Source organism: Fodinicola acaciae, assembly GCF_010993745.1.
GTDB lineage: Bacteria > Actinomycetota > Actinomycetes > Mycobacteriales > HKI-0501 > Fodinicola > Fodinicola acaciae.
The window spans coordinates 110,086-135,580 of the sequence record NZ_WOTN01000001.1 but is presented as its reverse complement, the minus strand read 5'-3'; the positions used below and the strand labels follow the sequence as shown (position 1 = coordinate 135,580).

23 protein-coding genes and 1 pseudogene are annotated in these 25,495 nt (G+C 67.8%); 14 read left to right on the top strand and 10 right to left on the bottom strand.

Features of this window, described 5'->3' with window-relative positions; all coding sequences use genetic code 11:
* Window positions 1–78 precede the first annotated feature (78 nt).
* From GNX95_RS43985 to GNX95_RS00565, 5 genes are all read left to right on the top strand, one after another.
* Window positions 79–2,220, top strand: a complete 2,142-nt coding sequence (locus GNX95_RS43985) for a cytochrome P450 (RefSeq protein ID WP_222853313.1) — start codon at window positions 79–81, stop codon at window positions 2,218–2,220.
* Window positions 2,220–3,593, top strand: a complete 1,374-nt coding sequence (locus tag GNX95_RS00580; RefSeq protein WP_222853312.1) for an aldehyde dehydrogenase family protein — start codon at window positions 2,220–2,222, stop codon at window positions 3,591–3,593. Before GNX95_RS43985 ends, GNX95_RS00580 begins: the two co-directional genes overlap by 1 nt.
* The gene (locus GNX95_RS00575; RefSeq protein WP_222853311.1) at window positions 3,590–4,390 is read left to right on the top strand and encodes an SDR family oxidoreductase; all 801 of its coding nucleotides are present in this window, start codon (window positions 3,590–3,592) and stop codon (window positions 4,388–4,390) included. The genes GNX95_RS00580 and GNX95_RS00575 overlap by 4 nt, the downstream gene beginning before the upstream one ends.
* 40 nt (window positions 4,391–4,430) lie before the next feature.
* Window positions 4,431–5,468 carry a copper resistance D family protein gene (locus tag GNX95_RS00570; RefSeq protein WP_163504861.1) on the top strand — a complete coding sequence of 346 codons (1,038 nt, stop codon included), beginning with the start codon at window positions 4,431–4,433 and terminating at the stop codon, window positions 5,466–5,468.
* 81 nt (window positions 5,469–5,549) lie between these two features.
* Window positions 5,550–6,935: a hypothetical protein gene (locus tag GNX95_RS00565; protein ID WP_163504859.1), complete on the top strand. Its 1,386-nt coding sequence runs from the start codon at window positions 5,550–5,552 to the stop codon at window positions 6,933–6,935.
* A 2-nt stretch (window positions 6,936–6,937) separates the two neighbouring features.
* On the opposite strand, the gene GNX95_RS00560 is transcribed toward GNX95_RS00565, so the two are convergent.
* The 3 genes from GNX95_RS00560 to GNX95_RS00550 all read right to left on the bottom strand — a co-directional run bounded on the left by GNX95_RS00560 (window position 6,938) and on the right by GNX95_RS00550 (window position 9,575).
* Window positions 6,938–7,930 carry a LacI family DNA-binding transcriptional regulator gene (locus GNX95_RS00560; RefSeq protein WP_163504857.1) on the bottom strand — a complete coding sequence of 331 codons (993 nt, stop codon included), beginning with the start codon at window positions 7,928–7,930 and terminating at the stop codon, window positions 6,938–6,940.
* A gap of 68 nt (window positions 7,931–7,998) precedes the next feature.
* Window positions 7,999–8,943 carry a ribokinase gene (locus GNX95_RS00555; protein ID WP_163504855.1) on the bottom strand — a complete coding sequence of 315 codons (945 nt, stop codon included), beginning with the start codon at window positions 8,941–8,943 and terminating at the stop codon, window positions 7,999–8,001.
* Entirely contained in the window at window positions 8,940–9,575 is a 636-nt protein-coding gene (locus GNX95_RS00550; RefSeq protein WP_281356857.1) for a KpsF/GutQ family sugar-phosphate isomerase, read from the bottom strand. The genes GNX95_RS00555 and GNX95_RS00550 overlap by 4 nt, the downstream gene beginning before the upstream one ends.
* Window positions 9,576–9,756: 181 nt before the next feature.
* On the opposite strand from GNX95_RS00550, the gene GNX95_RS00545 reads away from it, so the two are divergent.
* Window positions 9,757–10,299, top strand: a complete 543-nt coding sequence (locus GNX95_RS00545) for a YbhB/YbcL family Raf kinase inhibitor-like protein (protein WP_163504853.1) — start codon at window positions 9,757–9,759, stop codon at window positions 10,297–10,299.
* 120 nt (window positions 10,300–10,419) lie between these two features.
* On the opposite strand, the gene GNX95_RS00540 is transcribed toward GNX95_RS00545, so the two are convergent.
* Window positions 10,420–11,463 (bottom strand): GDSL-type esterase/lipase family protein, encoded by a 1,044-nt coding sequence (locus GNX95_RS00540; RefSeq protein WP_163504851.1) that lies wholly within the window; start codon window positions 11,461–11,463, stop codon window positions 10,420–10,422.
* Between the two features lie 94 nt (window positions 11,464–11,557).
* Between GNX95_RS00540 and GNX95_RS00535 the strand changes: the two genes are divergently transcribed.
* On the top strand, window positions 11,558–12,067 hold the full coding sequence (locus GNX95_RS00535) for a tetratricopeptide repeat protein (RefSeq protein ID WP_246281472.1): 510 nt from the start codon (window positions 11,558–11,560) through the stop codon (window positions 12,065–12,067).
* Window positions 12,068–12,074: 7 nt separating this feature from the next.
* A complete protein-coding gene (locus tag GNX95_RS00530; protein ID WP_343034854.1) occupies window positions 12,075–13,097 on the top strand; it encodes a DUF222 domain-containing protein in 1,023 nt (340 codons plus the stop codon).
* Window positions 13,098–13,252: 155 nt separating this feature from the next.
* On the opposite strand, the gene GNX95_RS00525 is transcribed toward GNX95_RS00530, so the two are convergent.
* From GNX95_RS00525 to GNX95_RS00505, 5 genes are read right to left on the bottom strand one after another with little or no spacing between them, the layout of a single operon-like run.
* Complete coding sequence (locus GNX95_RS00525) at window positions 13,253–13,942, bottom strand: gamma-glutamyl-gamma-aminobutyrate hydrolase family protein (RefSeq protein ID WP_246281471.1); 690 nt, start codon at window positions 13,940–13,942, stop codon at window positions 13,253–13,255.
* Window positions 13,939–14,703, bottom strand: coding sequence for a 3-oxoacyl-ACP reductase (locus tag GNX95_RS00520; protein ID WP_163504847.1), 765 nt, complete (start codon window positions 14,701–14,703; stop codon window positions 13,939–13,941). The genes GNX95_RS00525 and GNX95_RS00520 overlap by 4 nt, the downstream gene beginning before the upstream one ends.
* A 10-nt stretch (window positions 14,704–14,713) precedes the next feature.
* A complete protein-coding gene (locus tag GNX95_RS00515; RefSeq protein WP_163504845.1) occupies window positions 14,714–16,069 on the bottom strand; it encodes an aldehyde dehydrogenase family protein in 1,356 nt (451 codons plus the stop codon).
* The gene (locus GNX95_RS00510) at window positions 16,066–17,424 is read right to left on the bottom strand and encodes a glutamine synthetase family protein (RefSeq protein WP_163504844.1); all 1,359 of its coding nucleotides are present in this window, start codon (window positions 17,422–17,424) and stop codon (window positions 16,066–16,068) included. The genes GNX95_RS00515 and GNX95_RS00510 overlap by 4 nt, the downstream gene beginning before the upstream one ends.
* Window positions 17,421–18,938, bottom strand: a complete 1,518-nt coding sequence (locus GNX95_RS00505; RefSeq protein ID WP_163504843.1) for an amino acid permease — start codon at window positions 18,936–18,938, stop codon at window positions 17,421–17,423. Before GNX95_RS00505 ends, GNX95_RS00510 begins: the two co-directional genes overlap by 4 nt.
* Before the next feature lie 66 nt (window positions 18,939–19,004).
* Here GNX95_RS00505 and GNX95_RS00500 point away from each other — a divergent pair, with 66 nt between their 5' ends.
* Window positions 19,005–19,709, top strand: coding sequence for a FadR/GntR family transcriptional regulator (locus GNX95_RS00500; RefSeq protein ID WP_163504842.1), 705 nt, complete (start codon window positions 19,005–19,007; stop codon window positions 19,707–19,709).
* Here the strand turns inward: GNX95_RS00500 and GNX95_RS42895 are convergent, their stop codons facing one another.
* Window positions 19,710–19,913 (bottom strand): winged helix-turn-helix transcriptional regulator, encoded by a 204-nt coding sequence (locus GNX95_RS42895; RefSeq protein WP_425483871.1) that lies wholly within the window; start codon window positions 19,911–19,913, stop codon window positions 19,710–19,712.
* 24 nt (window positions 19,914–19,937) lie between these two features.
* On the opposite strand from GNX95_RS42895, the pseudogene GNX95_RS44110 reads away from it, so the two are divergent.
* The 5 genes and pseudogenes from GNX95_RS44110 to treY all read left to right on the top strand — a co-directional run.
* Window positions 19,938–20,240: pseudogene (locus tag GNX95_RS44110) on the top strand (MFS transporter); the annotation flags it as partial.
* A gap of 70 nt (window positions 20,241–20,310) precedes the next feature.
* The gene (locus GNX95_RS42320; RefSeq protein ID WP_163504840.1) at window positions 20,311–20,604 is read left to right on the top strand and encodes a hypothetical protein; all 294 of its coding nucleotides are present in this window, start codon (window positions 20,311–20,313) and stop codon (window positions 20,602–20,604) included.
* A complete protein-coding gene (locus GNX95_RS42315) occupies window positions 20,585–20,806 on the top strand; it encodes a hypothetical protein (RefSeq protein WP_163504839.1) in 222 nt (73 codons plus the stop codon). The genes GNX95_RS42320 and GNX95_RS42315 overlap by 20 nt, the downstream gene beginning before the upstream one ends.
* 26 nt (window positions 20,807–20,832) lie before the next feature.
* Window positions 20,833–22,965 (top strand): glycogen debranching protein GlgX, encoded by a 2,133-nt coding sequence (glgX, locus tag GNX95_RS00480; RefSeq protein WP_163507732.1) that lies wholly within the window; start codon window positions 20,833–20,835, stop codon window positions 22,963–22,965.
* Window positions 22,966–23,076: 111 nt separating this feature from the next.
* The gene (treY, locus tag GNX95_RS00475) at window positions 23,077–25,392 is read left to right on the top strand and encodes a malto-oligosyltrehalose synthase (RefSeq protein ID WP_163504838.1); all 2,316 of its coding nucleotides are present in this window, start codon (window positions 23,077–23,079) and stop codon (window positions 25,390–25,392) included.
* Window positions 25,393–25,495 lie beyond the last annotated feature (103 nt).

The window sequence follows — 25,495 nt, the reverse complement described above, 5'->3', positions numbered from 1 at the left end:
ACCGGTCCCAGCGTACGTCTTGATACGGCGAGACAAAATTTGATATTTGTATTACAGGGCGTCCGGCAGGAGGCGATCATGACGGTGACCGCGGTTGCGCAGGCTCGGCCAGAGCTGATGGCGCTCTCCTTCTGGGCCAGGCCGGAGGCCGAGCGGCTCGCGGCGTTCGCGCGGTTGCGGGCGGAGCCGGCGCCGCTGTTCTTCGACATCCCGAAGGTGCCGCTGTTTCCGTCAGGCAACGGCGCGTACGCGCTGGTCACGCATGCCGACGTGAGCGAGGCGAGCCGCAATCCGAAGCTGTTCAGCAACGAGCCGACGGCCAACGCGATGGTGGACATGCCGCGGTGGTTCGCCACCTACTTCGGCTCGATGATCAACATGGACGACCCGCGGCACGCGCAGATCCGGCGGGTCGTGTCACAGGCGTTCACGCCGCGGGTGCTGGAGAGCATCGAACCGGAGCTGCAGCGGCGCGCGACCAGGATCGTCGACGAGCTGATCGCGACCGGACCGTACGATTTCGTCGGCCAGGTGGCGGCGCGGCTGCCGGTCGAGGTGATCTGCGACCTGCTCGGCATCCCGGAGCGCTATCAGCCGATGGTGTTGCGGCGTACGAACGTCATCCTCGGCAACACCGACCCGGAATACATCGGCCTGTCCCGCGACCGGCTGCTGTCCGGCAGCGTCAACCACGCCGACATGATGCTCGCGTCGTTCCGGCTGATCAGCGCCGGCCGCGACCTGTTCCGGCTGGTGGAGCGGCTCGGCAGGGAACGCAGGCGCAGGCCGACCGGTGACGTGATCTCGCGGCTGGTCAACGCAAACGTCGACGGCGAGTCGCTGACGCCGCAGGAGCTCGGCTCGTTCTTCATCCTGCTCGTGGTGGCCGGCAACGAGACCACGCGTACGGCCATCGCGCACGCGCTGCGCCTTTTCACCGTCCACAAAGGACAACGCGACCTGCTGCTGTCCGACTTCGACGGCCGGATCGCCGGCGCCGTCGAGGAAATCCTGCGCTACAGCACGCCGGTCATCCAGTTCCGGCGCACGGTCACGCAGGACTGCGAGCTCAACGGCCACCGGTTTCGCAAAGGCGACAAGGTCGTGCTGTTCTACAACTCGGCCAACCGCGACGAGGCCGTCTTCGAGGATCCGGACCGCTTCGACATCACCCGCTCCCCCAACAAACACGTCGGCTTCGGCGGCCCCGGCCCGCATTACTGCCTCGGCGCGCACCTCGCCCGGCGCGAGATCACCGTGATGCTGCGCGAGCTTTTCACCAGGCTGCCCGACATCCGCACGGTCGGCGAGCCGGAGCGCCTGCTGTCCAACTTCGTCAACGGCATCAAGCGGATGCCGTTTGACTTCACCAACCCCACCGGCCAGCCGGCGCCGCTCGGCCCCGGCTCGCTCACCTGGCAGTTCTTCGGCGACACAAGGATGTTGCTGGTCGGTCCACGCGCCGGTGTGCTGCAGAACATGCTGCCGGCGCTCGGCCAGGGCGTGCTCGACCACTCGGTCTTCTTCGCCGAGACCTTCGCGCGCACGAAAAGATCGGTCGGGCCGATCATGAACACGGTCTACGGCGGTGCGCGTGCCGCTGAGACCGGGCGTAAGGTCCGCGACTTTCACCTGGACATCAAAGGGAAGTTTCCGGACGGCACGCGTTATCACGCGCTCGACCCGGAAACGTACTACTGGGCACACGCCACCTTTCTGGACAACCTGATCTACGGCGTGGAGACCTTCATCCGGCCACTGTCCACAGTGGAGAAGGAACAGCTCTATCAGGAGTCCAAGACCTGGTTTCGGATGTACGGCGTCAGCGACCGGGTCATGCCGGCGGACTGGCCGGGTTTCCAGGAATACTGGCAACGAATGCTGCGTGAACAGATCGAGCCGCACAAGACGGCACGTTACGGCGTCGGCTATGTCACCAAAGGACTGCCGGCACCCAAGCGCGTGCCGGGCTGGCTGTGGCGAGCGGTACGTCCGCCGGCCAACACCCTCGCCGCGTTCGTCACCACCGGCGGCATGCCGCCGTCGACGCGCGAGCAGCTCAGGCTGCCGTGGAGCGACCGGCAGGAACGCCGCTATCGCCGCTTCAGTGCGGCCGTACGACGCGCCGATCCGCTGTGGCGGACGCTGCCGGAGGCCGTACGCTATCTCCCGCAGGCGCGCCGCGCATTCGCGCGCGATGGTCGTCCCAGGAGGTCCTGATGCTGACCGGGCAGGTCTCGTCCATCGCCGCGCGCGTCGACGGTCTGCGCGCCACTTTTCGCAGTGGCCGCACGAAAGACGCCGCCTGGCGGATCGCGCAGCTGGCCGCGCTGGAACGCATGCTGACCGCGCGCGAGGCGGATTTCTCTGCCGCACTGGAAAAAGACCTGCGCCGGCCGATGGCCGACGGGTGGCTGCTCGACATCGCGCCGACCATCGCCGAGGCCGCGTACGCGCGCAAGCACCTGCGGCGATGGATGCGCGACGAGCGCGTCGGCATGCCGTTGACCGTACGACCCGGAAAGGCGTGGATCCGCCACGAGCCGCTGGGGACCGTGCTGGTCATCGGCGCCTGGAACTATCCGATCGCACTCACGCTGACGCCGTTGGTCGCCGCGTTGTCGGCCGGAAACTGCGTGATCGTCAAGCCGTCCGAGCACGCACCGGCGGTGTCCGCGCTGCTGGCCGAGACGATCCCGGCCTATCTCGACCGGGCCGCGGTGATCGTCGTCGAAGGCGCCGTCGCCGAGACGCAGGAGCTGATCGGCCAGGGCCTCGACCACGTTTTCTTCACCGGTGGCACCGAAGCCGGCAAGGCGGTGATGGCGGCGGCCGCGCCGCACCTGACTCCGGTGACGCTCGAACTCGGCGGCAAGAGCCCGGTCATCGTGACCTCCGACGCCGACATTTCCGTCGCGGCGAAACGGATCGCGTGGTCGAAGCTGGCCAACTCCGGCCAGACCTGCATCGCGCCGGACTACGTGCTGGTCGAGGAATCCGTACGCGACAAGCTCATCGACGGCATCGTGGCGTCGCTTGCGACTTTCCGCGTGGACAAAGCAGTCCCGCTGGTCGACGGCCGCCAGGCGAGCCGGCTGCAGCGGCTGCTGGGAGAAACCGGCGGGCGTACGGTCACCGGTGGATCGCTGGACCTGGCGACCCGCACCTGCGAGCCGACGGTCATCCTCGACCCCGACCACGACTCGGCGGTGATGACCGAGGAGATTTTCGGCCCCATCCTGCCGGTTCTGACCGTGTCCTCTGTGGACAGTGCCATCGACTTCGTACGCCGGCGCGCCAAACCGCTCGCGGTCTATCTGTTCAGCGCGTCCAAGGCGACGCAGCGACGCGTACTCGCCGAGGTCAGCAACGGCGCCACGGTCATCAACCACCTGATGTTCCATTTCCTGGTCAACCAGCTGCCCTTTGGCGGGGTCGGCACCAGCGGCATGGGCTCCTACCACGGAAAATGGGGCTTCGAGACGTTCAGTCACCGCAAATCGGTGCTGCGCAAGCCGACCTGGCCCGACCTGGCGTTGCTCTATCCGCCATACACGCCGGAAAAACTGCGCGCGCTGCGGAGGTTCATGTGACGGTCGTCGCGATCACCGGTGGCGCGCGTGGCATCGGCCTGGCCACCGCGCGCACTTTGTTGGCCACTGGCGCCAAAGTCGCGATCGGTGACCTCGACTCGGCGGCGTCCGCGGCCGACGAGCTGGGCTGTTTCGGCACCGACCTCGATGTCACCGACCGCGCGTCTTTCGCGCGTTTCCTTGACGAAACCGAGCGCGAGCTCGGTCCGATCGACGCGCTCGTCAACAATGCCGGCATCATGCCACTCGGCACATTCGCCGACGAGGACGACGACCTCACGCACCGGATCGTGGACGTCAACCTGCACGGCGTGATCCTCGGCATGAAGCTCGCGATCGCGCGGATGGTGCCACGCGGCCGTGGTCACATCGTCAACGTCTCGTCCGGCGTCGGACGTGTGGCGTTGGCCGGCGCGGCGACCTACAGCGCCACCAAACACGCGATCATCGGCCTGAGCGAGGCGACGCGCGCGGAGCTGCGCGGCACGGGCGTCGACGTGTCCGTTATGGTGCCGATGATCGTCAACACCGAGCTCGGCTCCGGTCTGTCGACGGTACGCGGCGCTCGTACGGTCGAGGCCGCCGACGTGGCCGCCGCGATCGCCGGCGTCCTGCGCAAACCGCGCTTCGAAACGTGGATCCCGCGGTCCGGCCGGCTGCTCTATCGGATGGCCGTGCTGCTCCCCCGGCCGCTGGCCGAGGCGCTGGGGCGCGGCACCGGCGCCGCCGACGTGCTGGCCACCGCGGACACCGCCGCACGCGACGCGTACGAGAAACGCGCTCGCAACGGAGCCTGACGTACGCTCGTACGGCCGACTGCCGAACCCGCGAGACGAGATGACCACCGAGACCACCAAGCCGGCGACCCGGCGCGACTTTCCGAGGTATGCGCTCGGCGGGTCGCTGGCCGGCGCCGCGATCCTGGCGGCACTGGTGGCGACCGCGTACACGCTGGCCAAGCCGGTGCCGGGGTTGGTGCTGCCGAGCCCGGCGATCGAGTACGGCATCGCCGTCGCGCGCGCCGCACTGGACATCAGCGCGGTCGCGACCGTCGGCCTGAGCGTCGTGCCGCGGCTGCTGCCGCCGGAACACCTGGCGGCCGCCGAGTCCGCGCTGGCCAGGACACGACCGGTCGCCGTGCTCACGGCGGCCGTGTGGGCCATCAGCGCGCTCTCGGCGCTCGTGCTGCAGACCGCCGAGCTGCTGCCGGGCGCGCCCGTGACGGTCGACGCGATCATCGACTACGTACGCCGCATCGGCGCCGGCCAGGGCCTGGTCTTCAGCGGCGGCTTCGCGCTCGGCTATCTGGTGTTCGGCGTGCTGGCCGTACGGTTCGGCGAGGCGGTGCCGGCCGAACTGCGCGCCGGCATCGCGCTGTTCGGCCTGCTGCCGCTGCCGGTGACCGGCCACGCCTCCACCTGGCGGCTGCACGACCTGACGATGGTCTCGATGGAACTGCACGTCGTCGGCGCCTGCCTGTGGACCGGTGGCCTGCTGTCGGTCATCGTGCTGTTCGCGCGGCGGCCGGAGCTGCTGGCCGGCGCGTTGCCGAGATTTTCCAAGCTTGCCACGCTTTGCCTGTCCGTCGTCGCCGTCACCGGCCTGCTCAACGCGGTGACCGAGCTGGTCTTCACGCCCGGCGTGAGCTTTCCGGCGTCACTGGTCACGACCGCGTACGGCCAACTCGTGGTCGCGAAAATCGTGTTCGTGACGGCGTTGGCGGCCACCGGCGGGTTCATCCGCTATCGCCTGCTCGTCCCGATCGCCGCTGGCCGGCGAACGGCGGTCGTCGGCTGGGTCGGCCTCGAACTGACCGTGATGGGGCTCGCGTACGGCGTCGCGATCGTGCTCAGCCGCGCGCCGGTCATCTCGTAAAACTCTTTCCTCGTCATCCCCACAGGTGCCGCATCACTGCTATCCTACGAGATATCGATTTCTTTTTCGGGATGGTGAAAGATGAGAGGGATCCCGGCAGGCGGGATGCGAGCCGCGCTGACTGGCGGCAACACGATCGGTGCGGCCGTACGCGAGAAGAAGCCAAGGGCCGACGGCTATCTGCACATCGACACGCCGGCGCTGATCGCGAAGCTGACAGATCTCGGCGCCAACAGCTATCTCTACGGCGTGTGGGACTCGCCGACCGACTGGGACGACCTGCGACTGGAGTTCGCACCGGCCGCGCTGGAGGCCGGGATCGCCATCTGTCCGTATCTCGTGCCGCCGTCGGAGACCCGACAGGACGGCAAGGCGTCCCGGCCGTACATGACCGACTACGTCGCCTGGGCCAAGGCGATCGCGGAGCTGTCGGTCAGCGTGCCGAGCGTCACCTCGTGGGCCATCGACGACTTCCAGTTCGACATGAACGCGAAGCTGTTCACCGACTCCTACATGCAGCAGATCGTTGCCACCCAACGAGAAATCAACCCCGAACTCGGGTTTTACACGTGCGCGTACTATGACGCGGCGATCGACGACGGATTTCTGGACCGCTACGGGCCGTACATCGACGGCATCATCTATCCGTATCTGGACGGCCACCGGTCCAACACGCACATCGCCAGCACCGCCGGCGAATGCCTCGACGCCATCCGCGCGAAAACCGAGCCGCGCGGACTCGGCCTGCTGCAGCTTGTCTACAGTGGACGGTTCCTCGACGCGCCGATCCCCCTCACCGAGGACTACGTGGCGCAGGCCATCGCGACCGGGCTGGAATACACCGCCGACGGCCGGATCGACGGCGTGATCGCGTACGGCCTGCAGTGGGACAACGCGCCGACGCCGAGCACCGACCGCAACTCGATGTACGGCGACGGCCGGCTCAGCCTGGTCGTGCCGGCGATCCCGGTCGGCGCCGGAAACTACGCGCAGGCCTCGACGACCGTACGCGTCGACCCGGACGCGCCACGGCACGAGCTGTCCTTCTGGCACTATCGCGCTTTCACGCGCCGCTATCCCAAACCTGGCGACTATGCCATGGAAGTGTTGATCGACAACGAAATCGTCTGGGAGACCGACGTGCTCGGCCATCCGTGGCTGCTGTGGATCCAGGGTGAGGGGCTGCAGGGGCCGGTCGACGTGACCCGCTGGCTGCGCGGGAAAACCACCGCCACGCTGGCCTTCCGCCTGCGCGCGTACGCGCAGACCACGCCGGTGAACCTCAACGTCGGCTTCGACCAGCTGGAGAGCATCGGTTTCACCATCGACAACCCCGATTTCGAGACCACCGACGACTGGACCTTCACGGCGACCGGCACGATCCCGCCGCCCGCCATCGAAATCTTCGCGCCGGACCGGCCGGCCCGCATCCTGGCCGCCGTCCGCGACCAGTTCAGGAAAGGCTAGAACTAGCGTCGTGAGCTGTCGCGCACGTTGAGCTTGGTCGACAGGGTGATCGTGGCGTATTCCTCGTCCGGGTTTTCCAGTCGTTTCAACAACAACTGCGCGGCAGTCTGGCCCACCTCGTAGGTCGGCTGAGCGACCGTGGACAGCGACGGCCGGACCAGGTCGGCCCAGGGCAGCTCGTCGAAGCCGACCACGCCGACCGGGTCCGGGATGCCGATGCCGCGCTCGGCCAGCGTTTCCAGCGCGCCGACCGTCATCAGGTTGTTGGTGGCGAAAACCGCGTCGGGTCCGACGCCGGAGTCGAGCAGGTCGGCCATCGCCTGTTTTCCACCGCTCTCACGGAAGTTCGAGAAGCGGACCAGGTTTTCGTCGTACGGCCGGCCGGCCTCGCGCAGGGCGTCGCGATAGCCCTGCAGCCGTGACGTCGCGGTGGTGACGTCGCGCGGACCGGTGATGCAGGCTATCCGTGCGTAGCCCTGCTCGATCAGATGCGCGGTGGCGGCCTGCGCGCCGCGCTCGTTGTCGACCAGCACGGCGTCGGTGTCCACATCGGACACCTCACGGTCGATGGTGACGACGGCCCGGCTGCCCTCGACCAGTTGCGCGATGCTTTCCGACCTGGTGCTCGGCGAAATGATGACGCCGGCGATCTGCTGCGCCAGCACCGCGGTGACGTAGCTGGACTCCTTGTCCGGGTTTTCGTCGCTGTTGCACAGCAAAACCGAATATCCGGCCTGTTGCGCGACATCCTCGACGCCGCGCACCAGCGAGGTGAAGAACGGGTTGTTCACGTCCGAGATGATCACGGCCCACAGGTTGGTCTGGCTCTTGCGCAGGTTGCGGGCGAGGATGTTGGGCTGATAGCCGAGCTCCTCGGCGGCCGCGCGTACGCGGGTGGCCAAGGTCTCGTCGACGGTGCGATGACCGTTCAGCACACGCGACACCGTCGCCGCGGACACACCGGCGTGCCGCGCCACATCGTGGATAGTCGTCATCCACCCTCCGCTCTCGACCGCGGCGCTCAGTCTAGACGATGTTCGCCGTGCCGCCCGGCAGGCGAAACTCAGTCGTCGACCAGGGTGGCCTTCGCGAGAAGCGCGGAAATCGCCTCGGTCGACGGAATTCCGTCCACCGCGCCGGCGATCGTGGTGGACAGGCCACCGGCGGCGTTGGCGTATCTGGCCGCCTCGACCAGGCTGTCGCCGGCAGCCAGTCTTGCCGCCAGAGCACCACAAAACGCGTCTCCGGCGCCGACAGTGTCCACAGTGGCCACCTGATGTGCCGGCAACCACACCGGATCGCCGCCCTCCACGACGATCGAGCCGCGTTCCCCGAGAGTGAGTACGCAGCCGCGCCGGCAAAACCGCTCGGCCGTCTCCACCGCGACCGCCAACGCCTCGTCGCCATCGCAGTGCCGGCCGGTGAGTTGCTCGGCCTCGACCGCGTTCGGCACGACGATGTCCGCGTACGCGAGCAGATCCGGCGGCAGCGACGGATGCATCGGCGCCGGGTTGAGGATCGTGGTGGTGCCGGCGGCCGAAGCGATACGCAACGCCTCCACCGCCGTCTCCATCGGCAGCTCCAGCTGTACGGTGACGATCGACGCGCCGGCGATCCGGTCCGCGGCGGCACCGATGTCGGCGGCGGTCAGCGTCGCGTTGGCGCGCGGCACGATGACGATCGCGTTGGAACCGTCCGGCTCGACGACCGGCAGGCCGACGCCGGTGCCGGCACCTTCGCGTACGCTCACCCGCTCCGCGTCGATGCCTTCGGCGGCCAGCAGCGCCAGAAACTCCTCGCCATAGCGGTCGGCGCCGAGCCGGCCGACGATGGCCGTACGCGCGCCGGACCGAGCCGCCGCAACGGCCTGGTTGACGCCTTTCCCACCGAGGAACTCGGCGAAATCCTCGCCGTGCAGCGTCTCGCCGCGCCGTGGCAGCCGCGGGACCCGGGCGACCAGGTCCTTCATGAAGCTGCCGACGACGCAGACGTCGAACTCGCCGCTCATTCGCTGCCCAGCAGCCGCCGGCCGAGGGAGCCCCCGGGATGGAAGGTCGCGAAGTCACTCTCGGTGAACTCTCTGCGTACCATCAGCGCGATCGCCAACGCGTCTCCCATGGCGAGCTGCGCGGTGGTGGAGGTGGTCGGTGCGAGGTTCAACGGGTCGGCCTCCCGCGGCACGCTGACGTCGAGTACGTGGCTGGCCAGGTCGTTCAGCCGGCAGGCGGCCCGGCCGGTCATCGCGATCACCGGGATGCCGCGATTCGCGACCAGCTCGGCGAAATGACAGACCTCGGCGGTCTCGCCGGAAGCCGACAGGGCGAGGACGACGTCGACCGGCGTGACCATGCCGGAGTCGCCGTGCAGTGCCTCCGCGGCGTGTACGAACACGGTCGGCGTGCCGGTGCTGGCCAGTGTCGCCGCGATCTTGCGGCCGATGATCCCGGACTTGCCGAGACCGGTCACCACCACCCGGCCGCTACTGTCCGCGATCAGGTCGACCACCGCGGCGAACCGGCCGTTCAGCCGGTCCTCCAGTGCCGCGACCGCCTCGGCCTCGGACCGGATCGCCGCGCGGGCCGCCGCCATCGCCGGCACGTCCGCCGGGATGGGCCGCTCCGACGTAGGCTGCGTACTCACCGTGTCTCCCCGCTGAGGTCCATGGCTGAGAAATCGATTGCTCAGACCGTATGGGACGGCTTGGCCAGTGTCAACGCGTACGGCCGAACCCGCCGCTTCCGGTCCATCCCGATCAGCGGGTAAGACGTGCTCTGACTAGGCTTTCCAGTGGTCTAACGAACCCTCGACGAGGAGGCGCCGCGTGTCCGCCAACCGGCCACCCAACCCGTACGACTTCCTGCCGCAAGTGCCCGCGCTGACCGTGACGAGCAGCGACGTGGCCGACGGCCAGACGCTGGCCAACGCGCACGTCAGCGGCATCTTCGGCGCCGGCGGCGAGGACCGGTCGCCGCAGCTGTCCTGGTCCGGAGCGCCGGACGGTACGAAGAGCTACGCGGTCACCTGCTATGACCCGGACGCGCCGACCGCGAGCGGCTTCTGGCACTGGGCCGTCTTCAACATCCCGGCGTCGGTCACCGAGCTGCCGACCGGCGCCGGAGACCCGGACGGCAAGGACCTGCCGGCCGGCGCCGTCACACTCGTGAACGACGGCGCCGTACGCCAGTACATCGGTGCCGCGCCGCCGGCCGGTCACGGTCCGCACCGCTATTTCTTCATGGTGCACGCCGTCGACGTGGAGACCCTGGACATCCCGGCCGAGGCCAGGCCCGCGTTCCTCGGCTTCAACCTGTTCTTCCACACGCTCGCGCGCGGCGGCGTCACGCCGGTCTACGAGCAGAAGTAGATGATCTGCGAGGCCTGCCGGGACAAGCGGCACGACGAGTGCCGTGGCGGTTCGTGGTGCGACTGCCAGCACCGCGAGCCGCCGCCGGCGGAGCCGGCCACCGGTCCGCCCGGAGAGTGACTAGAGATACGGCGAAGTGGTCACTGGCGCCACCATGATCGCGTCGATTTCGGCGCCGCACTGGCCGCCGGTGAAGGTCAGCGTGTTGTCACCCTGGTCGACGTGGAGCGTGACCGCGGTGATGCCGTAGACGTCCCAGGCCGGCCAGCCGGCATACCTGACCGTGACCGGTACGCCGTCCTTGCCGTAGATCTGCTGGTCGCAGGCCTGCCCGGTGCCATTGTCCGCGCGGATGTAGACGCGCTCGTCACCGGCCTGGCCGGCGGAGAAGGTCACCACGAGCGAGGCGCCGGCGGCCAGCGCCGCGGCCTTGGTGCCGCCGGACGCGGTCGGCGTTCGCAGCTCGGACGCGCCGGTCAGATTGGCGTCCTCCGCCTCGAAACGCGGCAGTTGCGTGCCGAGCAGGGCGGCGTACCAACGTGCGGCCATCCGGGAGAATCCGCCGCCGGTCGGCCGGATGTTGTCGTAGACGTCGGTGGTGTCCAGCGCCGAATACAGGTCGACCAGGTGCACGTTTCGCAGCTTGTTGAGCGCCTTGTTGAAATCGACGATCTTGGCGTCGAGTTTTTCGTTGGGAGAAGGCAGAAGCGTGCCGACGAACAGTCGCACCTGTGGCCGTACGGTCAGAATCGTCGAAACCAGATGCGAAACAGCGCTGGCGGTCTGGTCCGGTGAGCTGCCGCGGCTCAGGTCGTTGATGCCGATCTGCAGCAGGACGACGTCCGGCGCGTACGTCCGCAGCCATCCGCCGACGTGGCCGTCGATGTCGGCGACCGTCCAGTCCGGATGGCCTTCGTGGTCGGGATCGCGCAACGGCGGCTGCGCCGACATCCGCGAGCCGACGAAGTTGACCGCGTATCCGTCGGCCGTGAGCAGCTGCCACAAATCGTTGCGATAGGCGCCAGGTGTGCCGTCGGGCGCGGTGAGACCGTCGGTCGTGGCGTCGCCGATCGGCAGGATCCGCACCGGCGGCTTCTCGGCCGCGGCCGTCACCGCGAACAGCAGGCACACGGCCAATCCGGCCGCCAACCACCGTGTCGGCATTCCGATCATCCCCCCACAGAATTCCCGGTGAGGACATGATCACTCGCGGTGTTGCCGTTGTCGACTCGGACGCGCCGTTTGGCATCATGACCAGGTGACCACCGAACCGACCGCGGAGCTGGCAGCGACCATCGAGAAGGCGTTCGCCGCGCGCGACCGCGACAACATGCGGCCGACCATCGACTTCTTCGAGGATCTGCTGACCCGGCATCCCGGAAATCCGTACGTCCTCTACGAGGTCGGCGGCTCGTACGACACCGACGGCCAGGAGGAGAAGGCGGCCGGTTACTACGAGCAGGCGCTGCCGGGACTTTCCGGCGAGACCAAGCGGAAATGCCTGCTGCAGTATGGAAGTACGCTGCGCAACCTCGGCCGGCTCGACGAGTCGCTGGCGGTCTTCGAACAGGCTCGCGCGGAGTTTCCGGAGTCGGAGTCGTTGCGTGTTTTCCAGGCCTTGACCCTGCACGCGGCCGGTCACCACGACAAGGCGCTCGCGGCGATGCTCCTGCTGGTGGCGGATCGGCTCGACAGCGCGGAAATCACCCGCTATGAGGCGGCGATCCGCGGCAACGCCGAATACCTGGCCTCTCGTCAGAAAACGTGAGGGTTGACTGGGCTGTCGTGAGGCTCGCGGCTACAGGCCACAAACATCCAGCAGCTGCTGGATAGACCAGCTGCTGCTCTCCCCGACCGAAGCCAGTCACCGAGTGCAGCACGCCCGCGCATTCTGTCCCGGCATGGCGGTGACCGGTGAAATGTTGGCGCCAAAGCTGGACATCGCCGCCGAAGCCAGGCGCCGCGGCGACCTCGCCGACTCGCAGTTGGACGCGATCCGTACGGTGATCACGAAGTTGCCGGCGCACGTGGACTTCCAGCAGCGGCGTGAAGCCGAGGCGGCGATGGTCGAGGGCGCCAAACACATCGACGCCGGCCGGCTCTATCGCCTCGGCACCCGCCTGCACGCCTACCTCGACCCCGACTGCGCCGCACCCTCAGACAAAGAAGACGCCAAGCCGCGCCGCGAGCCGCATCTGCACACCGGCCGCGATGGCCGCCTCGCGCCGCGCGTCATCCTGGACGCGGAAACCGGTTGCCTGCTCCAGGAAGTGTTGTCACCTCCGGCCACACCGGCGGGTGAGGACGGCAAGCCCGACCCTCGGTCGGCGGCCGAACGTAATGGTGACGCGCTGGCGGAGATTCTGAACTTGGTGGCTGATGCGGGGAAGTTGCCGATCCAGGGTGCCGAGCGGCCGCATCTGACGGTGACGGTCGCTTGGGAGATGCTGCGCGACCGTCTGGGTGTGGCGAGCGCGTACGAGGGCCTGACGATCAGCCCGGAAACCGCGTGTCGGCTGGCCTGCGACGCCGACATCATCCCGGTCATCCTCAGCTCCGAGGGCGTACCGCTGGATGTCGGGCGCAAGGAGCGGCTGGCCGGGCCGGAATTGCGGAAAGCGTTGATCGCGCGGGACAAAGGCTGCACACGGCGGTTGTACGCGGCCGGTCCGGCACACGAGAGCGCACCACATCATTTCCTGGGTGGATGGTGGCACCACTTGCCTGGAAAAATTGCGTGTTGCTCGGTGACCGGCATCATCGCGAAATTCACCATACTGACTGGACTGTACGGATGAACAAGGCCGAGACGAGGAACAGGCGCGGCCCCATGCACTTTTCGTGTGGGGAATGGTGAAGCGCCCCAGCATGCTCCTCGGACCCACCTACGCAGCGTCTCCGTCACTCACCTGATCACGAACCAGACGAACCGCCTTCGCCCCGCGTCTCACCACTACCCTCCCGCGGACACGACGGCCTCGAACAGGCGCGGATCGTCGCTCATCTCCGGATGCCATTGGACGCCGACGGTGAAACGATGACGAGGATCCTCGACCGCCTCTATCACCCCGTCGGCGGCACGACCGGAGATTGTCAGCGAACCCGCGTCTGCGGCGCCTTGATGATGGTACGACGGCACATCCACGCGGTCGCCGAGCAGCCGGCCGACAACGCTGTCGCGTTCCAGCGAAACCCCGTGCGTGCCGAAGACACCGATTTTCGCGCGATGGCCGTCATGACCGACAGCATCGGGCAGATGCTGCTCCAGCCGGCCGCCGGCGGCGACGCACATCAGCTGCATTCCCCGGCAGATCCCCAAAACCGGCAGGTCGCGCGCGTACGCGGCGGCCAGCAGGGCCAGCTCACTCGCGTCGCGGTCCGGCCGTACGCCGACGGTCTCGGCATGCGCATCGGCACCGTAAGCGGCCGGTGAGATGTCGGCGCCACCGGCCAGAATCAGGCCGTCGAGGCGCGCGACCAAGCCTTCGGCATCCGACGAGAGCGGCGGAACGACCACCGCCACCCCGCCGGCAGCCTGCACCTTTTGCACGTACGCATGCGGAATCAGAGCGGCCGGCAGCTGCCAGACACCCCACGACGCCGTTTCCACGTACGATGTGATGCCGATCAGCGGCGCACTCACAGCGGTGTCACGTACGCGGACGTGATGCCGCCGTCCACCAGGAAAGTCGACGCCGTGATGAACGACGAGTCGTCGCTGGCCAGGAAAAGCATCGCCGACGCGATCTCCTCCGCCTTGGCGAAGCGGCCCATCGGAATGTGCACCATCCGCCGCGCCGCACGCTCCGGATCGGAGGCGAAAAGCTCGCGCAGCAACGGAGTGTCGACCGGCCCCGGACAGATCGCGTTGACGCGTACGCCCTGCCGCGCGAACTGTACGCCGAGCTCACGTGACATCGCCAGCACACCGCCTTTTGAAGCGGTGTAAGAGATCTGCGAGGTCGCGGCCCCCATCACCGCGACGAAAGACGCGGTGTTGACGACCGATCCACCGCCGCGCTCAAGCAAGTGCGGGATGCCGTATTTGCAGCACAGGTAGACCGACGTGAGGTTGACTTTCTGCACCAGATCCCACACGTCCTGCTCGGTGTCCAGGATGGAGTCGTCCTCCGGCGGCGAAATGCCGGCGTTGTTGACCAACACGTCGATGCCGCCGAAGCGCTCGACCGCCGCCGCGAAGGCCGCCCGCACGTCGTCGGCGGAGGTCACGTCGGCGCGTACGAACAGGCCCTCGACCTCCTTGGCGATCGCCGAACCGGCGTTTTCGTCCATGTCGACGGCGACCACCGAGCCGCCTTCGGCGGCAAACCGGCGTGCCGCGGCCGCGCCGATGCCACTGCCGGCGCCGGTGATGACGCAGACCTTCCCGTCCAGCCGTGCCACGAAATCGCTCCTAGTCCTCGGTCGAGATGAACACGTTTTTGGTCTCGGTGAACGCGTCCAGCGCGTCCGGTCCCAGCTCGCGGCCGAGACCGGAACGCTTGAACCCGCCGAACGGCGTCCAATACCGCACGGAGGAATGCGAGTTCACCGAGAGATTTCCCGCTTCGACGCCGCGCGACACGCGCAGCGCCTTGCCGACGTCGCGGGTCCAGATCGAGCCGGACAGGCCGTACGGCGTGTCGTTGGCGATCCGGATCGCGTCGGCCTCGTCGTCGAACGGCAGCACGACGACCACCGGTCCGAAGATTTCCTCGCGTACGCACCGATCCTGCGCCGACTCCGGCGCCAGGACCGTTGGCGGAAACCAGAAACCCGGGCCGTCCGGCACCTCACCCTGGATGATGACCGGCGCGCCCTCGGGCACGTACGACCAGACCTTCGCGCGATGCGCGACGCTGATCAGCGGCCCCATTTCGGTCTCGTCCAGCGACGGATCGCCGACCTTGACGCCGCGTACGGCCGGGTCGAGCAGCGACACGAAGTCGTCGTACGCCGATCGCTGCACCAGGATCCTTGACCGGGCGCAGCAGTCCTGGCCGGCGTTGTCGAAGACGCCGTACGGCGCGGTCGCCGCTGCCTTTTCCAGGTCGGCGTCGGCGAAAACGATGTTCGCGGACTTGCCGCCGAGCTCGAGGGTGACCGGCTTGACCTGTGCCATGCAGCCGGCCGCGACCTTCGTGCCGACCTCGGTCGAGCCGGTGAAGACCACTTTGGCCACCTCCGGATGAGTGACGAAACGCTCCCCCACAACGGATCCGGCGCCGGGGACGATCTGCAGCACGTGCTCCGGCAGGCCGGCCTCCAGCGCCAGCTCGCCGATCCGCAGCGCGGTCAACGGCGTCAGCTCGGCGGGCTTGAGGACGACCGCGTTGCCGGCCGCCAGCGCCGGTCCGAACCCCCAGCCGGCGATCGGCATCGGAAAGTTCCACGGCACGATCACGCCGACGACGCCCAGCGGCTCGGCGAAGGTGATGTTCACCCCGCCGGGCACCGGAATCTGCCGGCCGAACAACCGCTCCGGCGCGCCGGAGTAGTAGTCGAGCACGTCGCGTACGTTGCCGGCTTCCCAGCGGGCGTTGCCGATCGTGTGTCCGGAGTTGGCGACCTCCAGCCGTGCCAGCTCCTCGATCGCACCGTCCACAGTGGACGCGAACCGGCGCAGCAGCCGGGCCCGGTCGGCCGGCGCCACCTTGCGCCAGCTCTCGAACGCCTTGCGAGCACGAGCGATCGCCGCGTCCACGCCAGCGGCATCGGTGGCCTCGACGTCGCCGACGATCTCCTCGGTCGCCGGATTGACCAACTTCACAGCCGTTCGAACCCCCGCATCATTTCCCAGTCGGTGACTGCCGCGTCGAAGGCCTCCAGCTCGACGCGAGCCATGTTCGCATAATGCGCCACCACGTCGTCGCCAAAGGCAGCGGCCGCGAGGTCGCTGGATTTCCACAGCTCGGCGGCTTCTCGCAGGGTCGTCGGCACGTGCGGCGCGCTCTGGTCCTGGTACGCGTTGGACGTGTACGCCGCCTCCAGCGGCAGCTCGTTCTCGACGCCGTACAGGCCGCCGGCGACGATCGCGGCGACCGCCAGATACGGGTTCACGTCGCCGCCAGGCGTACGGTTTTCCACCCGCAGCGAGGATCCATGGCCGACCAGCCGCAACGCGCAGGTGCGGTTGTCGCGGCCCCACCGTACGGCCGTCGGCGCGAACGAGCCGGGGACATAGCGCTTGTAGGAGTTGATGTTCGGCGCGTACATCAGCGTCAGCTCACGCAACGCGGCCAGCTGTCCGGCCAGGAAATGCTCGCCCAGCTTGGACATCCCTTTGCCGTCGGCGAAAACCGGCTCGTCGCCCTCGCGTACGGACAGGTGGATGTGGCAGGAGTTGCCTTCGCGCTGGTTCGGCTTGGCCATGAACGTCAGGCTCATGCCCTGCTGTGCCGCGATCTCCTTGGCGCCGAGCTTGTAGATCGTGTGGTTGTCGCAGGTCGTCAAGGCATCCGCGTAACGGAAAGCGATCTCCTGCTGGCCGAGGTTGCACTCGCCTTTCGCCGACTCCACGACGAGCCCGGCGCCGGTCATGCCGCGCCGGATCGCCCGCAACAGCGGCTCGATCCGGCCGGTGCCGAGCAGCGAGTAGTCGGTGTTGTAGAGGTTGGCCGGCGTCAAATCGCGGTAGCCGCGGTTCCAGGCATCCTCGTACGAGTCGCGGTAAACCACGAACTCCAGCTCGGTGCCGACGTACGCGGTCCAACCGCGGTCGGCCAGCCTGGCCAGCTGCCGTTGCAGGATTTGGCGTGGTGCGGCGAAAGCCGGCTCGCCGTCGGTCGTCTCGATGTCGCACAGAACCAGCGCCGTGCTCTCATGCCAGGGAATCCAGCGCAGCGTCGACAGGTCGGGTACGGTCACGAAATCGCCGTAGCCCTGTTCCCAGGACGAGTTCGCATAGCCGGACACCGTCGACATCTCGACGTCCACTGCGAGCAGATAGTTGCAGGCTTCGGCGTGATGGCGCAGCACCTCGTCGACGAAAAACCGCGCGTCCGTACGCTTTCCCTGCAACCGGCCCTGCATGTCCGGAAACGCCACCAGCACGGTGTCGATCCGGCCGGCGTCCACCTCGGCCCGCAACTGTTCCACGGTCACGGCCGGTCTCGCGTCAGTCACACGCTCTCCAGGTCACTCTCGATCGCGGCCAGCTCCTCGGCGCTGCCCTGCACCTTGGGGCCGGTGAACCAGTTCCGCGCCGAGACTACCCACCAGATGCCGGCGAAGCCGAGCACGACCAGCACCGCGACCGGCGTGTAGTTGAAAGTGGCCGGCGTGATCGGATAAACCTGCGGCAGCATGAACAGAATCGTGATGATGACCACCCAGACGACCGCGACGACCCCGATCGGCCTGCTCCACCGGCCGAGATGCCAGGGCCCGCGCTCGAAATCCGCGCCGCGCAACAGCCGCAGGAAGGTCGGCAGCACGTACGCGATGTAGAGCCCGATCACCGCGATCGACGTGACCGCCGCGTAGGCCGTGCTGTTCCACAGATATGGCAGGCCGAGCACGAAAGCGCCGCCGGCGGCCAGCCAGATCGCGTTGGTGGGCGTACGCGTGCGTTTGTTGATCTGGTGCCAGATCCGCGACGCCGGCAGCGCGCCGTCGCGGCTGAACGCGTAAATCATCCGCGAGTTGGCGGTCACAGACGACATGCCACAGAACAGCTGCGCCACGATCACGATGACGAGCAGCAGCTTACCGCCGACGTTTCCGAGCGCGTCGAGGAAAATCTGCGCGGGCGGTACGCCGGTGGCGCTCTTCAGCGCGCCGTCGTAATTCTGGATCGCGAAGGTCAGGCCGACCAACAGGATCCAGCCGGCGATCAGCGACACCACGATCGAGCCGACGATGCCGCGCGGCCCGGACACCGAGGCGTCTTTGGTCTCCTCCGTCATGTGCGCGGACGCGTCGTATCCGGTGAACGTGTATTGCGCGACGAGCAGGCCGATCAGCGTCACATAAATCGGTGAGGTCCAGCCGGTGTTGTTGACGAAGCCGCCGAAGACGAAGCTCGCCGACTGGTGGTGCGAGGGGAAAATCGCCAATGCGCCGACGATGACGAGCACGCCGAGGACGTGCCACCAGACGCTCACGTCGTTGAGAAACGCCACCAGCTTCACGCCAAAGGTGTTCAGCAGCCCGTGGATCAACAGGATAATGCCGAAAAGCAGGATCGTGTGCCACGGACGCGCGTCGAATCCGAACTGCAGATCCAACAACGCGTTGAGGAAGAAGGCCGCGCCGAAGTCGATGCCGGCGGTGACCGCGACCTGGCCGAGGAAGTTGAACCAGCCGGTGAACCACGACCACATCGCCGGATTTCTCGGCGCCAGCTTGGCCGACCAGTAATACAGGCCGCCGGCGGTCGGATAGCTGGAGCACACCTCGGCCATCGCCAGGCCGACGATCAATGTCATCACGCCGACGAAGATCCAGCCCCAGACGATGATCGCCGGACCGCCGGTGTTCAGGCCGAAACCGTACAGGGTCAGGCAGCCGGACAGGATCGAGATGATCGTGAACGAGACCGCGAAGTTGGAGAAGCCGGACATGCTGCGCTTGAGTTCCTGCGCGTAACCGAGTTGGTGAAGCCTTTGTTCGTCGGAGGAGTCAGCGGAGACAGGCATTTCGGCTCCTAATGGTCTAGTCTCAGTCCATTGACGTGTGCGACAGCGTGGCAGGAGGCTTGACGCGTGTCAACCGCACGGATCACCTCGGTCGCCGACGCCGTCCTGCGTCCGGTACGCGCCGGCAACGCCTTCGAGGAGGCGGTGGAGGCGCTGCTGCGTACGCTCCGGCTCGGCGTCGTGTCGGCCGGCGACCGGTTGCCGCCGGAACGCGAGCTGGCGACCCGGCTCGGCGTCAGCCGCGCGACCGTACGCGAGGCGATCGCCGCGCTCACCGACTCCGGTCACCTGGAGAGCCGCCGCGGCCGATACGGCGGCACCTTCGTCGTCTCCCCCGCCGCGCCGTCGACCGAGCTGGCCCCGGAAACCGCCGCGGCACTGGAAAACGTCCTCACCTTCCGCGAGGTGGTCGAGGTCGGCGCGGCCGAGGCCGCGGCCAAGGCTCGGCACGCCGATCCGGCCAACCTCCTGGCACACCAACAGGCCTGCGCGTGCGCTGCGGACTATCGGCCGGCCGACTCGCGTTTCCACCTGGCGATCGCCGAGGCGACCGGCTCGGAGCTGCTGATCAACGCCGTGGCGGAGGCGCGCGTACGCGTCAACGAACTGCTCGACGCGATCCCCCTGCTGCCAAAGAACATCGAGCACTCCGAGCGGCAACACCGAAGGCTCGTCGACGCGATCGCGGCACACGATCCGGAGCGCGCCAGAGCCGCGATGCACGAACATCTGGAAGGCACGGCCGCGCTGCTCCGCGGTTTCCTCGGCTGATCAGGCCTTCTCGTCGTACGCGGCGCGCGCTTCGGCGATTTCCCCGCGATGCGTCTCGGTCGAGACGACCAGCGCCTGGATCGTCTCGCGCAGCCTGCAACCAAGCTCGGTCAGCGCGTAGTCCACGCGCGGTGGCACGACCGGATAAACCGTACGGCTGACCAGGCCGTCACGCTCCAGCTGGCGCAGCGTGACGGTCAGCATGCGCGTCCTCGTCGCGACGTCGCGATGCTCAACGTCGCCGTACCGTCGATCCGCGCCGACCTCGGCATCGGCGAGAGCTCGCCGCACTGGGTCGTCAGCGCCTACGTCCTCGGCTACGACGGGTTTCTGCTGCTGGGCGGCCGGGCGGCTGACCTGCTCGGCCGGCGGCGGTTGTTCCTCGCCTTCGTCACCGTCTTCCTGGTCTTCTCCGGTCCTGGCGGACTCGCCAACGAGGAGTGGCTGCTCATCGTCGCGCGTTTCGTGACCGGTGTTTGCGCCGCGTTCATGGCACCGGCCAGCCTCTCGATCATCACGACGTCGTTTCCGGAAGGACCGGCGCGCAACCGCGCTTTGCTGATCTACGCCGGCACCGGCGCCGCCGGCTTCAGCCGCCGCGATGCTCCTGATCATCTTCGACGTCACGCGACTGGAGCGGCCGTCGCTGCTGACGGCCGCGGCGTTCGCCGCCGGCGGCGTCCTGCTGGCCGGGTTCGTGGCGATCGAGCGGCGGTCGCGTACGCCGCTGGTCCGGCTGGCCATCCTCCGGTCCGGCCCGCTCGTACGCGCGAACGTGGCCGTCGGCGGCCTGTTCCTCGCGGTCCTCGCGTACGCCTTCTTCCTGCCTGCTCTTCACGTCGTTCGAGTTCGGCGCGGCGATCGGTCTGTCCGCGGTGACGGTCGTACGCGGTGAGAACCTCGTGCTGGACGGTTACCGCACGGCGCTGGTCGTGCCGTTCGTGGCGGTGCTGCTCGCGACCGCGGTGCTGGCGATCGGCCTGCGGCGGCGGCCGGTCGTGAGCCAGGTCTCACGGCGGTTGTCCACCAGGGCAGATGTGGCGGGCCCGTGGGTAGGGCCGACCGGTCCGCCGGAGAAGGTCGGACCCGACCGCTAAAGTCCTTCGACGTGACACAGCCGAGCATGACCCGGGTCCCGTGGCCCGGGGCTGCCTACCCGCTTGGCGCCACCTACGACGGCGCCGGCACCAACTTCGCGCTCTTCTCCGAGGTCGCGGAGCAGGTCGAGCTGTGCCTGATCGACGCGGACGGTGGCGAGACGCGCTATGAGCTGGAGGAGGTCGACGGCTACGTCTGGCACGGCTACATGCCCGACATCCAGCCCGGCCAGCGCTACGGCTATCGCGTGCACGGGCCGTACGACCCCGGCCGCGGCCTGCGCTGCGACCCCGCCAAGCTGCTGCTCGACCCGTACGGCAAGGCCTTCGACGGCACCATCGACGACTCCGACGCGGTGTTCTCGTACGACCTCAACGACCCGCAGCGGCGCAACGAGAAGGACTCGCTCGGCCACACGATGACCTCCGTCGTCGTCAACCCGTACTTCGACTGGGGTGCCGACCGGCAGCCGCACCGGCCCTACCACGAGACGGTGATCTACGAGGCGCACGTGCGCGGCATGACGATCCGGCATCCGGCGGTGCCGCCGGAGCAGCGCGGCACGTACGCGGGGCTGGCGCATCCGGCCGTCATCGAGCACCTGAAGTCGCTCGGCGTGACCGCGATCGAGCTGATGCCGGTGCACCAGTTCGTCCAGGACCGCGCGCTGGCCGAGCGCGGCCTGCGCAACTACTGGGGTTACAACTCGATCGGCTTCCTGGCACCGGACGCGTCGTACGCCGCGTCGACCGCTCCCGGTGGCTGCGTGGCCGAGTTCAAGTCGATGGTCAAGACGCTGCACGAGGCCGGCATCGAGGTCATCCTCGACGTGGTCTACAACCACACCGCCGAAGGCAACCACCTCGGGCCGACGCTGGCCTTCCGCGGCATCGACAACGCCGCGTACTACCGGCTGACCGACGACAATCCGACGTACTACATGGATTACACCGGCACCGGCAACTCCTTGAACGTACGGCATCCGCACACCCTGCAGCTGATCATGGACTCGCTGCGCTACTGGGTCACCGAGATGCACGTCGACGGCTTCCGCTTCGACCTGGCCTCGGCGCTGGCGCGCGAGCTGCACGACGTCGACAAGCTGTCGGCGTTTTTCGACCTTGTCCAACAGGATCCGACGGTCAGCCAGGTGAAGCTGATCGCCGAGCCGTGGGACGTCGGCCAGGGCGGCTACCAGGTCGGCAACTTCCCTCCACTGTGGACGGAGTGGAACGGCAAATACCGCGACACCGTACGGGATTTCTGGCGCGGCGAGCCGGCGACGCTGGGCGAGCTGGCCAGCCGGCTCACCGGTTCCTCGGACCTGTATCAGGACGACGGCCGGTGGCCACTCGCGAGCATCAACTTCGTCACCGCGCACGATGGCTTCACGCTCGCGGATCTCGTGTCCTACAACGAAAAACACAACGAGGCTAACGGCGAGCACAACAACGACGGGGAAAGCTACAACCGGTCGTGGAACTGCGGCGTCGAGGGGCCGTCGTCGGATCCCGAAGTTGTGGGTCTGCGCGCCCGGCAGGTGCGCAACTTCCTCGCCACCTTGCTGCTGTCGCAAGGCGTGCCGATGATCTCGCACGGCGACGAGCTGGGTCGTACGCAGCACGGCAACAACAACGCGTACTGCCAGGACAACGAGCTGGCCTGGGTCGACTGGAGCATGGCCGAGACCAACGCCGACCTGGTCGAGTTCACCGCGCGCGCCGCGCGTATCCGCCGCGAGCATCCGGTCTTCCGGCGCCGGCGGTTCTTCGCCGGCAAGCCGGTCCGTTCCGGCGGACAGCTCGACGACATCGGCTGGTTCACCCCGTCCGGCACCGAGATGACCATCGACGACTGGGACTCCGGCTTCGGGCGGTCGCTCGCGGTTTTCCTGAACGGCAACGGCATCGCCGAGCGTGACCAGCGCGGGCAGCAGGTCGTCGACGACTCGTTTTTGCTGTGCCTGAACGGACACGACGAGGATCTCGACTTCACCACGCCGGACGGCGACTATGCCAAGCAGTGGACGGTCGAGCTCGACACCGCCGCGCCGACCGGTGCCGGCGTCGACGACAACGGCGACGCCTTGACCGTGGTGGCGGGCAAAGCCGTGACCGTACCGGCGCGGTCGCTGCTCCTGCTGCGCAAGACCGAATAGCTCCGTCGTCGCATTGACGTCTGCTGGGTTGGCCGGTCGATATCAGGGTAAATCGGGCATGTGATAGGCCAACTGGGCGACATCGACACCGCGACGACCAGGGAGAAGCTTGTGACGACGAGGCCCGTACTGTCCACCTACCGGCTGCAGCTGCGGCGTGAGCTGGATTTCGCCGCGGCCGCCGAGCTGGTGGACTATCTCGCCGGCCTCGGCGTCACGCATCTCTACGCCTCGCCGATCCTGCAGGCGACCGCCGGCTCGGCGCACGGCTATGACGTTGTCGACCCGACGCGGATTTCCGCCGACCTCGGTGGACCCGACGGCTTCGACGCGTTGGTCGAGCGGTTGCACGCGGCCGGCCTCGGCGTCATCGTCGACATCGTCCCCAACCACATGGGGGTGGAGATCCCGAAACAGAACCCGTGGTGGTGGGACGTACTGAAAAACGGCCGCCGGTCGGCGTACGCGCATTATTTCGACATCGACTGGACGCAGCCGCGGATCGCGTTGCCGATCCTCGGTGCCGACCCCGGCGAGTTGGAGAAGCTGCGCGTCGAGGACGACGAGCTGGTCTATGGCGACCACCGGTTGCCGATCGCTGACGACACGGCCGACGGCACGCCGGTCGAGGTGCACGGCCGGCAGCATTACGAGCTGGTGCCGTGGAACGCCGGCCGGGTCGGCTATCGCCGGTTCTTCATGGTGAACACGCTGGCCGGCGTACGCCAGGAGGATCCCGAGGTTTTCCAGGCCTGTCACCAACAGATCGTGCCGCGGGTCGCGCGCGGCCAGATCGACGGCCTGCGCGTCGACCACCCCGACGGCATGGCCGCGCCGGCAGCGTACCTGCGCAGGCTCGCCGAGCAGCTGCCAGCCGCCTGGATCGTCGCGGAGAAAATCCTGGCCGCCGACGAACAGCTCGACCCGGAGCTGCCGGTCGCCGGCACCACCGGCTATGACCGGATGCGGCTCATCGACGGCGTTTTCGTCGATCCGGCCGGTGAATCCGCACTGTCCACAGTGGCCGGACGGGTGACCGGTGACGCCGGCGACCGGGCCAGCCTGGACCTCGCGGAGCACGAGCTGAAGCTGCGCACCGCGACCAACGGCCTACGACCGGAATTGCGGCGAATTGCCCGACTTATCCCGGAAACTCCGGGCGGCCTGGACGCCGTCATCGAGGCTTTGGCGCAACTTTCCGCGTGTCTGCCGGTGTATCGCGCCGACTATCCGTCGACGTCCGCTATTCTCGCGGCTTCACTGGCCGAGGCGGTGCGCCGCGCACCGCGGCTCGAGCCGGAGTTTTCGGCCGTCGGCGCGGCACTCGCCGCCGGAGGGGAGGTCGCGGCCAGGTTTCACCAGACCACCGGCGCCATCACCGCGAAGTCCGTCGAGGACCTGCTTTTCTACCGTACGGCCAGACTGTCCTCGCTCAACGAGGTCGGCGGTGACCCTCGCCGGTTCTCCGTGTCACCGGGCGAGTTTCACCTTCGGGTGGCCGAGCAGGCCGTCAGTTGGCCGGCCGGCATGACCACACTGTCCACACACGACACCAAGCGATCGGTGGACGTACGGACCAGGATCGCGGTGCTGGCGGAAATCCCCGACGTCTGGGGCCAGGCGGTCGACGACTGGATCGCACAGCTGCCGCCGCCGGAGCCGAGCATCGGCTATCTGCTGCTGCAAACCCTGGTCGGCGTTTGGCATCCGGATGACAAATTCAATGCCGCGCGTTTGCATGCGTACGCTGAAAAAGCGGCGCGCGAGGCGGAGGTCGCCACCAGCTGGAACGCCGTCGACACCGACTTCGAGCAGCGGATGCACGGCTGGCTGGACACTGTCCTCAATGGACAGATCGGTGCGCAGATCGGCACCCTAGCTGCGAAAATCGCGCCGGACGGCTGGTCGAACTCACTCGGCGCGACGCTCCTGCAGCTGGCCGGTCCCGGCGTACCCGACACCTATGCGGGCTGCGAATTATGGGATGACTCACTCGTCGATCCGGACAACCGCCGGCCGGTAGATTTCGCCCTGCGCCGGGAAATGCTTTCCCGGCTGGTGCAGGCGCCTGCCGTGGATGCCAGTGGCGCGGCCAAACTTTGGCTCATTTCGCGCGCGCTGCGCGTACGCAAGGAGCTGGCGCACGTCTTCGTCGGCGGCGGCTATCTGCCGCTGACCGCGTACGGCCCGGCCGCCGGTCACGCACTTTCCTTCTGCCGCTTGGATTCCTTCGGCTCGCCGGCCGCGATCGCGGTCGCCACCCGACTGCCGGCCGGCCTGCGCCGCGCCGGCGGCTGGCGCGACACCGAGCTGGTGCTACCCGGCCAGACCTGGACCGATGCCTTAACAGGCACGGTTTTTCGGGGAACCGTAACGATGTCTCACCTTCTGGCGCGACTGCCGGTCGCGTTGCTCACTCGCCGCTGACCGTACAACTACCAAGAGACACCAAAACTCGGTGTCCACATCCGGCCATCCAGCCCGGGCAACCTTTCGGCCACATCGGAAAAGACGACTTTTCCCCTGGTCA